Consider the following 12250-nt stretch of genomic DNA (forward strand, 5'->3'; position numbering starts at 1 on the left):
ATTAACTATGTGTGAGTAAGCAGTATGGATAAACAATGGCAAAGCCGAATAATAGAGCAATATAAACATCGTCCTAACGATAACCGCTCGCCGTGGCAGGTCGATCGTTCGCGTATTATTCATGCAGCTGCATTTAGGCGTTTGCAAGCTAAAACCCAAATTATGGGCATTGGCCTAAACGACTTTTACCGCACTCGCCTTACCCACTCTTTAGAAGTATCGCAAATTGGTACCGGCATATTGCGTCATTTAAAAGCGCAACATAGCGACTTTACGCACTTTCCATCAACCGGACTGCTCGAAACACTGTGTTTAGCGCACGATATAGGCCATCCGCCTTTTGGTCATGGTGGTGAAATAGCGCTAAATTACATGATGCGCGATCACGGTGGTTTTGAAGGTAACGCACAAACACTGCGCATAGTTGCAAAACTTGAGCCCTACAGTAATGGGCACGGTATGAACCTAACTCGTCGTACTTTATTAGGTTTTATAAAATACCCCGCATTTATTAACACGCTATGGCATACCATTCCCGATGCCGCAACCGGTCGTGCATTTATAAAAGCAGATGAATGGCGACCTGCCAAAGGGTTATACAACGACGATGCAGCCATATTCAATTGGATAGTAGAACCACTGAGTCAAAACGATAAAACGTTGCTGGGTAATCATGCCGCTATTGATAAGTACCGCGCTAAAACAACGTATAAATCGCTCGACAGCGCCATAATGGAACATGCCGACGATATAGCATACGCCGTTCATGACTTAGAAGATGCCATTGCAACCCATGTACTTACGTTAGACGATTGGCAAACCCATGCTCTGCCCCATTTAAAAGCACTAAATTTTGACTGGTTAAACAGCATGCTTGAGTCACTCACCAAGCGTTTGTTTTCAAAAAATGATTATGAGCGAAAAGATGCCATAGGTGAGCTGGTTAATACCTTTATTATTCATATACATTTAGATATTCAAAACGATGACTTTGAATGCCCTATTTTAAAGTACACCGCTAAATTAGATGCCCAATACGACAATGTATTGCAAATATTTAAGCATTTTGTGTTTCAACGTTTAATACGTGACCCCGAAATGCAGCAAATAGAGTTCAAAGGTCAAAACTTACTAATAGAGTTATTTACCGCGTTTGCTAGCGATCCGCTGCGTTTATTGCCCGAAACAACACAAGCACAATACATAGAAGCGCAAAAGCAAAACCAAGGTATGCGTATAATTTGCGATTACTTAAGCGGAATGACCGACGAGTACGCTTATAAAACGTATCAACGATTGTTTTCACCTATGCAATAGCTAACTACTAACTGCTAACTGCTAACATTGAAAAGGCCGAGTAAATTAAATTTACTCGGCCTTTTTGCTCAGCTATTAAAGTTAGCTATTTTGTTAAAGCGCTTTTATAACGACTCTACGCCCATGTTATATAGCGTAAAACCAAATATATCAGCATACTGCTCAATTGTTTTACTCGTTGGTGTACCTGCACCATGCCCTGCGTTTGTTTCTATGCGAATAAGCGTTGGGTTATTACCTGTTTGCTTTGCTTGAAGCTCAGCGGCAAACTTAAACGAATGCGAAGGGACAACGCGGTCATCATGATCGCCAGTTGTAATCATAGTGGCTGGATACTCAACACCTGCTTTTACATTATGAAGTGGTGAATAACCTTTAATGTATTCAAACATTTCTTTGCTTTGCTCACTGGTACCGTAGTCGTATGCCCAACCAGCGCCCGCAGTAAATGTATGGTAGCGCAGCATATCAAGTACACCTACAGCAGGTAGTGCCACCTGAAATAAGTCAGGGCGCTGCGTCATCACTGCACCAACTAACAAGCCACCGTTAGATCCACCGCGAAGTGCTAAACGCTTTTTAGACGTGTACTTTTTATCTTTTAAGTACTCAGCTGCCGCAATAAAGTCGTCAAACACATTTTGCTTTTGCAATTTAGTGCCGGCATTGTGCCAGTCTTTACCGTACTCACCACCACCGCGAATATTAGCAACGGCGTATACACCACCTTGCTCAAGCCATACTGCATTAACAGGGCTAAAGCTTGGCGTTAAACTAATATTAAAACCACCGTAACCGTATAAAATAGTAGGGTTTGAACCATCAAGCTTAATGCCTGTTTTATAGGTAATTACCATCGGTATTTTAGTACCGTCTTTTGATGTGTAAAACACTTGCTCAGACGTGTAATCATCGCTATTAAAATCAATAGCCGATTTACGATAAACACCCGATTCACCCGTAGCGACATCAAACGTATAAGTAGTACCTGGTGTTTTGTAGTTAGTGAACGAATAATAAAGCGTTGTTTGATCTTTTTTACCGCCAAAACCACGTGCAGTACCCACGCCTGGTAATGAAATTTCGCGAATTAGCTCGCCTTTTTTGTTGTACTGTTTTACCTGCGAAATCGCATCAACCATGTAGTTAGCAAAAAAGGTATCGCCACCTTTTGTAAGGTTTAGTACGTTTTTGGTTTCTGGAATTAAATCAACCCAATTTTCAGGGCTTGGGTTACTTGCATCAACCGTCACTACTTTTTTGTTTGGTGCATTAAGGTTAGTAACTAAAAACAGCTTGCTGCCTTCGTTATCAATAACTGATGTATCTGAATCAGTATTTCCAACAACCGTTACAAACTCACTGTTTTCTTTTGTTAAGTCCTTTATAAACAGCTTATTGCCTGAAGTAGACGTACTAGCTGAAATAAGTAAGTATCGGCCGTCATGGGTTACATCAGCGCCTACATAGCGATGTTTTTGCTCATCAGTTTCACCAAATACAACACGGTCAGCAGACTGAGCAGTACCTAGCTTATGGTAATACGCTTTATGCTGATCTGTTTTAGCCGAAAGCTCACTCCCTTTAGGTTTTTCGTAACTTGAATAATAAAAACCTTCGTTGCCTAACCAATCAATGCCACTAAATTTAACGTCAACAAGCGCTTCTTCAACTTGCTCTTTGGTATGTGCATCAATAACTATAATTTTACGCCAATCGCTGCCACCTTCAGATATTTGATATGCGAGCAATGACCCATCTTTTGAAAACGATAAACCCGACATAGACGTCGTACCATCTTCACTAAACTTGTTTGGATCTAAAAATACTTCAACGTCGCCGCCATCTTTACTGCGGTACAAGACATATTGATTTTGCAGGCCATCGTTTTTATAAAAATAGGTGTAATCGCCTTCAGTAAAAGGAGCGCCTATTTTTTCGTAATTCATTAGTTTTTCAAGGCGCTGTTTTAACTTATCGCGATAAGGTATTTGTTCTAAATAAGAAAACGTTAAATTGTTTTGCGTTTTAACCCAATCGGCAGTTTCGTCGCTCATATCATCTTCAAGCCAACGATATGGGTCGCTAACCGCTTCTTCAAAGTAGGTATCTACTACATCGCCTTTTTTTGTTTCTGGGTATATAACTGCATTAACTTGCTTCATAGGTGCTTTTACTTCTTCTTGAGTTACCGTATTAGTTGGCTCTGAACAGCCGCTAAGCGCTACAATTACAGCACATGCTAGAGTGTGTTTAAACATCCTGAGTTCCATTCTTATTTATTGATAGTGCGCCTAAGTTATTAACTTTTAGCCCTTTTGTCTATTTAGATGCGTTAAGCGCCATTTATCGCTGTAAACAAATGTAAACTTACGCTTTAATAGCACAACCCTCATTAAAATAAAAAACAATAAAAGAGCACACTATGCAAAGTAAAAACCCCACGTTTAAAAGCTTTAAAGCCTTCTACCCTTATTATTTAAAAGAACACCGCAACGTGATTTGCCGCCGCTTACATTTTATAGGAAGTACACTTGTTCTTGCTGTAATCGCAATAGCATTATTAAAACAACACTACAGTTTATTGTGGCTATTACCTGTTATTGGATATGGATTTGCGTGGGTCGGACATTTCTTTTTTGAAAAAAACCGCCCTGCTACTTTTAAACACCCTTTTTACAGTTTATGGGGAGATTGGGTAATGTTTAAAGATATGCTTGTTGGAAAAATTAAATTTTAACACTATTTTTAGCACTTTTTTTATACCAATTACTTATAAAAACAAAATTGCTTCATGCTTTAAAGTATAGGTTCTAATAAGTAGTACATAATTTATAACACACCTATTAAATGTTAATTTAGTTAACATCCAATGGGTTTATTTGTATTTTAAATTTTAAAAAATATTTATAGCTCAACAGCTATTTATTGCCAGCCCAATAAAAATGGTTCCCTACCCATAATTAATTTAAACCATCCATCTCATCTTACCAGTTAATTAAACGTTAAATTTAACTTTTAAATATAATTCATTATTCATCAATTACTTAGCAATTACCTTCGCTATATAACTAAAACAATGATCATTATAAAAAACAACCAAATGTAATTATAAAAACTCTTAAATTAATTGAATGTTATTCAATTGACTGACTTTGTTAATTAAGTATATGTTCAAGGTAACAAAAAAGCTTATACCAATTCGCTTAATTAAGTGATCTATTTTGAGGATGGAGAAACGTGTTGATAACTAGGCAAAAAATTCGCTGTTTAGTTGTTCTAAATGAGAATTTTTTAACGCAGATAGCGACACGTTTAGCCCCTAAAAATGATTAAGTATTATTGCGGGTTGGTATTATTAATCTTTTTGTACAAAACTAAAATAATTCAATGGGTATGGGGAAATACAGCATGAATAGAAAACCGTTATTTAAATTACAGCAATCGGTACCACAAATATTACTCGCAATGAGCGCGTCTGCTGCACTACTTGGTTCGCTCTCAGTAAATGCTGCAGAGCAAGACACTAAAGCAGAAGAAAACATCGAACAAATAAGCGTAATTGGCTCTCGCCGATTAGGCCGTACAGTAGAAGACAGCGCAGTACCCATCGATATAATTGGTGCAGATGCACTTAAAAACTCAGGCTTTACTGAAACGAATGCCCTACTTAGCAGTTTATTACCCAGCTTTAACTTCCCACAAGCATCACTTACTGATGGCAGCGACCATGTACGCCCCGCTCAGCTTCGTGGCTTAGCACCCGATCACACTTTAGTGCTTGTTAATGGTAAACGCCGCCACAGCAACGCATTACTTAACTTAAATGGCTCAACGGGTCGTGGCTCATCATCGGTTGACTTAAATGCGATACCTGCAAATGCTATTGCCCGTATTGAAGTATTACGCGATGGTGCAGCAGCGCAATATGGCTCTGACGCTATAGCGGGTGTTATTAATATTGTACTTAAAAGTGCCAGCAGCGGTGGTTCAGTTGCGGCTATATATGGTGCTAACGTAACCGAAATGGACGGTGTACCACAGCTAAAATCAGTTTCTGAAGGCAGTGATGGTAATTTAGCATTTACCGAAGGGGGCGATCGCTCTTTAACCGATGGTCAAACATTAACGCTGCAAGGTAATATGGGTTTTGAGCTTGGCGATAATGGCTTTTTAAACATCTCAACAGAATACCGCGACCGCCATTCAACTAACCGCTCAGACTACGATAACCGTGAAAACTATGCACGCATAGATGACGGTTCAGTAGATGGCGCGCTTGACCCACGTGAACTTACCGTAAATCGTTACAACCATAACTTTGGTAATGGCGATGTTGAAGATTTTTCAATGTTTTATAACGCAGGTTACCAGTTAACAAACGAAGTCGACTTATATTCATTTGGCTCTTATAGCAAACGTGAAGGCGAAGGCGGCGGGTTTTATCGCCGTGCAAGCGATAGCCGTAATATAGAAGAAGTATACCCTGATGGCTTTTTACCTGTTATTACCTCAGACATAGATGACTTTTCACTGGCACTTGGCGCTAAAGGTTTTGTAAGTGAATGGAATTACGATGTATCGGCCGTATATGGTCAAGATGCATTTGAGTTTGGTGTTACCAATAGCTTAAATACCTCATATGGCCCTACTAGCCAAACAAGCTTTGATGCAGGAACACTTACCTACGATCAACTTACTTTAAACGTTGATTTTAGCCGCGAGGTAGACGTCAGCTTTTTAGAAAGCTCTGTAAACGTAGCAGTAGGTGCTGAGTATCGCCGCGAAGGATACCAAATAGATGCTGGCGAAGAAGCATCATATGCACAAGGCACATTTGGCCCAGGAGGCGCAGTAACCGACCCTGTTGATGGCCCATTTGGCGCAGCGGGCGCACAAGTATTCCCGGGGTTTACACCCGAATCAGAGGGCGATAACAGCCGCCACAACGTGAGCTTATATATAGACCTTGAAACCTACCTAACCGACGATTGGAATTTAGCGGTTGCCGCCCGTTATGAAGATTACTCAGACTTTGGCGATACACTTAACGGTAAAATTGCAACTCGTTATTCATTAACTGAAGACCTAGCACTACGCGCCTCAGTATCAACTGGTTTTAGAGCACCTTCATTGCAGCAACAATACTTTACCTCAGTGGCCACTGTATTTGTTGATGGCGAACCAACCGAAACCGGTACCTTTGCACCAAGCAGCGATGTAGCAAAAGCACTGGGCTCACCGGGTCTTGATGCTGAAGAAGCAACAAACTACGGCGTTGGTTTTACATGGTCTACCGACTTTAATTTCAGCTTATCGGTTGATTACTACCAAATATTAATTGATGACCGCATTGTGCTATCAAACAACTTATCGGGCGATGCTATTGCCGATTTACTTCAAGGCACAGGCGCTAACCAAGGTCGTTTCTTCTTAAATGCAATTGACAGTAAAACCCGTGGTGTGGATGTGGTTGCCTCATATAATGTAGCAACTGATGGTTACGGCGATTTAGCCTTTAACCTAGGTTACAACTACGGTAAAAATGAAGTAACAAATATTATCGACCCACCAGCAGAGCTTCAAGGTGCAGGGTTTGATCAAGACAACTTGTTCTCAGGCACTGAGCTGCGTCGTTTTGAAGTAAGCACACCGCGTAATAAGTACAACTTAAGTGCAACGTGGACTAACGATGATATTCGTACAACGCTTAGAACAACACGTTACGGTGAAACTCAAGACCCTTCAGACAACCCTGAACGTAACGAAGTGCTTAAGCCTAAATGGATAACCGACTTAGATGTCGCCTACTCGCTTAGTGAAAACGTATCGCTTAGCTTAGGTGCTAATAACATTTTTGATGTTTACCCAGATGCAACCCGTGAAAATGTTGACGATGTAACCACCTTCTCACGTTTATTTGCTTACTCTAGCTTCTCACCGTATGGATTTAACGGACGCTACGTGTACGGTAAAATAGAAATGAAGTTCTAATAAGCACAGCTTAAAGTAACCAAACACACAAAAGCCACCGATTAGGTGGCTTTTTAATGCGAGTTGCGATTAAATCTATAATTAGATTTTAGTTAACCAGCCGTGCTTGTCTTCACTTTTACCCCATTGAATATCGTTCAATGCTTGGCGAAGGCGCGCAGTAGTTGGGCCTGGCTCGCCAGTACCTACTTTGTATTCTTTATCGTTATGAATAAACGTACCCACAGCAGTTAGTACAGCTGCAGTGCCCGAAAGCGCCGCTTCAGTACCTGGTTTAGCAGCACGCTCTAGTAGCTCAGTAACGCTAAAGTTACGCTCGCTTACCGTCATACCTAAATCTTTTGCTATGGTTAAAATACTATTACGCGTTACACCGTGTAAAAACGTGCTATCAAGCGCTTTAGTGATAATTTCGTTGCCATCAATAAGTATAAAGTTAGCAGCACCGGTTTCTTGTACGTCGCCACCTGGGCAAAATAAAATTTGATCTGCTTGATACTTAGTTCGTGCAGCACTAATAGGTGCTAGAGCACTGGCGTAGTTACCACCACTTTTTACCATACCCATGTGCGGAGCGCAGCGCATACCATCTTCTTCAAGCAGTACGCGCAGTGCAGTTGCGCCACCGGCAAAGTAATCACCTACTGGCGATAGTAACGTGTATAAAAGCGAGCTCATTGATGGCGCAGCTGCTTTACCAATTGCCGCCTCAGTACCAATGTGCGTTGGGCGAATATACATAGAGCCTGGTGGTAATGGCGTTTCATCTGCGTATTCACGCATAATATCGATAATCATCGTTTTTAGCATATCGCTGTCAAAACTCGGTAAGCTTAATAGCGCTGAGCTTTGTTGCATGCGTGCAATGTTTGCATCCATTCTAAAAAGATAAACAGAACCATCTTCATGGCGAAAGGCTTTTAAGCCTTCAAAACATGTACTTGAATAATGAAGAACGTGCGCACCAGCATGAAGTTCAAGTTTATCGGAAGGGACAATTGAGCTTTCGCTCCATTTATTATCAGAAAAACGAGCTTGAATCATCTGCGGCATAAACACGGTACCAAATGCGGCCATTTTAATCTCTCTTGTGTGGTCTATTTTCCTCCATTGTATGACAATCACACGCTATTTAACCATAGCTAAAGTAAGGCTTTTTTAATTAACTATGAGAAATTTTTGCAAGTGCTGTTTACTAATCAACCGTATTGAGTGCAATAAACAAAAAATCGGTCAGTGTAGTTACACAGACCGATTTTTTCATTCGTTAATTAAAACATGTTTATTTAAACGAATATTTAATAATACGTTTTAACACCGACGTATACTGTCTAAAAAAACCACCTGTATGATAATCAATACCGTGTTTTTTCAAAACAGCTTGTACTTGAGGCGCTACTTCTTGATAGCGCGAAGACGGCATATCAGGAAATAAGTGATGCTCTATTTGGCAGCTCAAATGCCCTGTTAAAACATGAAACCAATGCGACCCTCTAATATTAGACGAGCCCAGTACTTGGCGGTAATACCACTGCCCTTGGGTTTCGTTTACGCAGTCTTCTTGTTTAAAGGTCTCTGTTTCTTCAGTAAAGTGACCACAAAATATTATAGTCGACGTCCATAAATTACGGATTAAGTTAGCTACTAAATTACCGGCCAATACCCATAAAAATAAAGGTCCTGCAAGTAACGGAAATATCGCATAATCTTTAATTAACTGGCGAGCGCCTTTACTAAAAAAGCGCTGCTTTAATGTAGAGTGTGAAACAAGCCCTTCGCGGTTTTCTTTCTTTTTACCTATAAAAACACGCTCTGCAGCCAACTCGTGATACGACACGCCCCACTGAAATAACACACTTAAATTAATATACGTAAAAAACTGCCATACATTTTTAAAACGCCATTTAAAATCATCGCTTAAACGCAACAAGCCATAACCAAAATCACGGTCTTTACCAATAATATTAGTATACGTATGGTGCTCAAAGTTATGAACGCGGTGCCAACTTTGCCCGTCGCACGCTATGTCCCATTCATAATGTTGTGAGTTAAGTTGCTTGTCGTTCATCCAATCGTATTGACCATGCATTACATTGTGGCCAATTTCCATATTGTCTAAAATTTTAGCCAGCGCTAGTAATAACACGCCTGCAACCCACAATAATGGCTGAATAAAACCAAGCATTAGCAAGATTCGCCCGCTCCATTCACACACTCGCTGTTTGCGCACAACAGAGCGAATGTAGTCGGCATCTTGTTGGCCTACTTTGCCAAGGGTGTCCATTTTAATGGCATCTAACTCGCTTGCGAGCATGTCATAGTTAATGTTTTTCATAATTGTAACTCCAAATCACTAACAGGTTGGCTTACGCAAAGTTGGATTAATTGCTCGCCGTTGTCACTCAATTCACCTGTTTTTAAATTACGTACCACGCCTGACTTTTTAATACATTGGCATTGATGGCAAATACCAATACCGCAACCGCGTTTAACGGGTAGCTTTTTTTCTTCAAACTGAGTCAGTAAAACATCGTTGCCCGATACAACATGGGCACTGGCGTTAATTTTCACATTAAATTGGCTGTCGTCGTTTAAGCTAGGCAGCGCCAAACCAAATGCTTCTTGGTAGTAATTTAGCTTATGCGTTTTAGCAAAATCGCTCACCGTCTGCATAAATGCAGCAGGGCCACAGCAGTATATGTCTGGATTTTCCCACGGCTTAATATTGCTGGTTATATCGCTTGATTGCTCACGCGTTAATAATAAAAACGAAAAATGCTCAAATTGCGCTGCCAACTCACTTAGCTCATCAACACATTGATGCTCAGTGGCTTTTGCGTAATACACTAACGAGACTTTTTGCGTAGTTTGGCCTAAGTAATCATCAAGCATAGCCAGCATAGGTGTTATACCCGACCCACCGGCAACAAAAGTAGCCGGTGTATGTGTATTTTTAAATACAAAGTCGCCGTTTGGCGCAGAAATATTGCACCACAAACCCGCTTTTAATGCGCTACTGAGTAAACCTGTAAAGCGCCCTTGCGCATTTGTTTTGATTAGTAAGCGCACCAAACCTGTATTTTTAAATTGCTGAGCGCTTGAAGCCACGGTAAAAACGCGTGTTAATAATCGCCCATTAATTTCAAGCGTTAAACTTATATGCTGCCCTGACGTATGCGCCTGCCATTGTTTGCTTGGTTTAAGTTGCACACTTAAAAAACCGCCATCAAGCACAGCGGTACTAACTACTTGCGCTCTAAACTGCCCTGCACGCCACGCAGGTTTAAACACCTGCATTATTGGCTCTATGTAGCCTGCAAAACTTTGATGGTGTAAAAACCATTTTGAAAATTGGTTTAATACTTTAATTATCATCACTATTAATCTCTTGGGTCGTAAAATACTTAACGTTTGAACTTACACGTGTACGCTCAAACTTCAGCGCACAAGTGTACGCTCAAATTTTAAGTTTTCAACCCCAATAGAGTAATTATTCAATTTTTTATTAGCACTAATTGCTAAAACAATTTCCTGAGAAGAGGTAATTTTATAAAAATAGAAGTGTGTGTTTTTCATTCAACTCAACGCTTAACAAATTTATTTATGCCATGTTAAGGTTATGTAAGATTGGATTAATTTTGGAAGCCATAATGATAAATTTAATGTCACATAACACACTCCCTAAACTAATAAGTGCAGGCTTAGCCATTGCTATATTTGCTATTAACGCACCCGCGCATGCAAAAAGCGATTACGTAAAAAACTATAAACAGCTCGATACTTTAGCGCTTAGCGTTAACGCAGTAACAGCGGCAGAAGGTGTGGTTATACCTTGGGCTATTGAGCCTTTAGCTAATGGTGATTTGCTAATATCTGAGCGCAGCGGAACGTTATTTTTATTACCTAAAAATACAACTAAATTAACTAAGGTCTCTGGGCTGCCCAACATTGACGCTAATGGCCAAGGTGGATTGCTTGATTTATCACTACACACCGATAGTAAGCAAAACCAATGGCTGTACTTTAGTTACTCAAGTAGTGAGGGCAAAGGAAGCGGAAGTAACACCGCCTTAATGCGCGCCAAGCTAAGTAGCGATCATACGCAGCTATCTGATCAGCAATTGCTATACAAAGGCGAGCATAATAGTACCAAAGGCCAGCACTACGGCAGCCGTATTGTGTTTGATGATGAAGGTTATGTTTATTTTTCAATTGGCGATCGCGGCTCGCGCGATATTAACCCGCAAGATCTCACGCGTGATGGCGGTAAAATTTATCGCTTACACGAAAATGGTAATATCCCAAGTGATAATCCGTTTGTTAAACAAAAAGATGCAAAGCATGCGGTATGGTCTTATGGGCACCGTAACCCACAAGGCATGTGGTTTGATAATCAAAACAATATTTTATGGTCTCACGAACACGGGCCACGCGGCGGCGATGAACTTAACATTATAAAAAAAGGCGCTAACTACGGATGGCCTTTAGTAAGTTATGGCGTTAACTACAGCGGTACCAAGTTTACCGACCTTAAAGAAAAAGACGGCATGCAATCGCCCGTATTACATTGGACCCCTTCAATTGCCCCTTCCGATATGTTGTATGTAACGAGTGATAAATACCCAAAGCTTAAAGGTAAGCTATTATTAGCATCAATGAAATTTGCATTCATTAGCGCACTAGAGCTATCAAAGGGTAAGGTTGTTAAGCAATATAAAATACTCGATGGCATTGGCAGAGTACGCAGCCTAGCCCAAGGCAACGATGGTTTTATTTATTTAGGTATTGATGGTCAAGGTATTAAACGCCTGGAGCCAGAAACGTAAACACTAGAACTAGCACACAGTATGCAAAATTACACCGTGTTTACTTTGCGCTTTTAAAGCGCAAAGTAAACATTTTCACCGAACAAAGAACTATTAAGCCCATTAATGCGTAC

At 40.4% G+C, this 12250-nt stretch carries 8 protein-coding genes; 4 read left to right on the plus strand and 4 right to left on the minus strand.

The window, feature by feature from the left end; genetic code table 11:
* The first annotated feature begins 24 nt into the window (after nucleotides 1-24).
* Nucleotides 25-1317 carry an anti-phage deoxyguanosine triphosphatase gene (locus GQR39_RS04490; protein WP_165734908.1) on the plus strand — a complete coding sequence of 431 codons (1293 nt, stop codon included), beginning with the start codon at nucleotides 25-27 and terminating at the stop codon, nucleotides 1315-1317.
* Nucleotides 1318-1421: 104 nt separating this feature from the next.
* Here the strand turns inward: GQR39_RS04490 and GQR39_RS04495 are convergent, their stop codons facing one another.
* Nucleotides 1422-3578: a prolyl oligopeptidase family serine peptidase gene (locus GQR39_RS04495; RefSeq protein ID WP_165734909.1), complete on the minus strand. Its 2157-nt coding sequence runs from the start codon at nucleotides 3576-3578 to the stop codon at nucleotides 1422-1424.
* Between the two features lie 164 nt (nucleotides 3579-3742).
* Here GQR39_RS04495 and GQR39_RS04500 point away from each other — a divergent pair, with 164 nt between their 5' ends.
* Together GQR39_RS04500 and GQR39_RS04505 are read left to right on the plus strand one after the other, a co-directional pair.
* Nucleotides 3743-4057, plus strand: coding sequence for a DUF962 domain-containing protein (locus GQR39_RS04500; RefSeq protein WP_165723651.1), 315 nt, complete (start codon nucleotides 3743-3745; stop codon nucleotides 4055-4057).
* Between the two features lie 671 nt (nucleotides 4058-4728).
* The gene (locus GQR39_RS04505; protein WP_165734910.1) at nucleotides 4729-7311 is read left to right on the plus strand and encodes a TonB-dependent receptor; all 2583 of its coding nucleotides are present in this window, start codon (nucleotides 4729-4731) and stop codon (nucleotides 7309-7311) included.
* An 81-nt stretch (nucleotides 7312-7392) separates the two neighbouring features.
* Here the strand turns inward: GQR39_RS04505 and GQR39_RS04510 are convergent, their stop codons facing one another.
* The 3 genes from GQR39_RS04510 to GQR39_RS04520 all read right to left on the minus strand — a co-directional run bounded on the left by GQR39_RS04510 (nucleotide 7393) and on the right by GQR39_RS04520 (nucleotide 10686).
* Nucleotides 7393-8394, minus strand: a complete 1002-nt coding sequence (locus GQR39_RS04510; RefSeq protein WP_257983256.1) for a branched-chain amino acid aminotransferase — start codon at nucleotides 8392-8394, stop codon at nucleotides 7393-7395.
* Between the two features lie 199 nt (nucleotides 8395-8593).
* Nucleotides 8594-9646: an acyl-CoA desaturase gene (locus GQR39_RS04515; protein WP_165734911.1), complete on the minus strand. Its 1053-nt coding sequence runs from the start codon at nucleotides 9644-9646 to the stop codon at nucleotides 8594-8596.
* Nucleotides 9643-10686 carry an iron-sulfur cluster-binding domain-containing protein gene (locus GQR39_RS04520; protein ID WP_165734982.1) on the minus strand — a complete coding sequence of 348 codons (1044 nt, stop codon included), beginning with the start codon at nucleotides 10684-10686 and terminating at the stop codon, nucleotides 9643-9645. Before GQR39_RS04520 ends, GQR39_RS04515 begins: the two co-directional genes overlap by 4 nt.
* A gap of 275 nt (nucleotides 10687-10961) precedes the next feature.
* On the opposite strand from GQR39_RS04520, the gene GQR39_RS04525 reads away from it, so the two are divergent.
* Nucleotides 10962-12137 (plus strand): PQQ-dependent sugar dehydrogenase, encoded by a 1176-nt coding sequence (locus tag GQR39_RS04525; RefSeq protein WP_165734912.1) that lies wholly within the window; start codon nucleotides 10962-10964, stop codon nucleotides 12135-12137.
* Nucleotides 12138-12250 lie beyond the last annotated feature (113 nt).

This window comes from Pseudoalteromonas sp. C8, from assembly GCF_011378685.1.
GTDB classification, from domain to species: domain Bacteria; phylum Pseudomonadota; class Gammaproteobacteria; order Enterobacterales; family Alteromonadaceae; genus Pseudoalteromonas; species Pseudoalteromonas arctica.

Coding starts and splice junctions, on each gene's coding strand:
- GQR39_RS04515 (WP_165734911.1), bottom strand. CDS start 9,646: ATGAAAAACATTAACTATGACATGCTCGCAAGCGAGTTAGATGCCATT.
- GQR39_RS04505 (WP_165734910.1), top strand. CDS start 4,729: ATGAATAGAAAACCGTTATTTAAATTACAGCAATCGGTACCACAAATA.
- GQR39_RS04525 (WP_165734912.1), top strand. CDS start 10,962: ATGATAAATTTAATGTCACATAACACACTCCCTAAACTAATAAGTGCA.
- GQR39_RS04520 (WP_165734982.1), bottom strand. CDS start 10,686: ATGATAATTAAAGTATTAAACCAATTTTCAAAATGGTTTTTACACCAT.
- GQR39_RS04490 (WP_165734908.1), top strand. CDS start 25: ATGGATAAACAATGGCAAAGCCGAATAATAGAGCAATATAAACATCGT.
- GQR39_RS04500 (WP_165723651.1), top strand. CDS start 3,743: ATGCAAAGTAAAAACCCCACGTTTAAAAGCTTTAAAGCCTTCTACCCT.
- GQR39_RS04495 (WP_165734909.1), bottom strand. CDS start 3,578: ATGTTTAAACACACTCTAGCATGTGCTGTAATTGTAGCGCTTAGCGGC.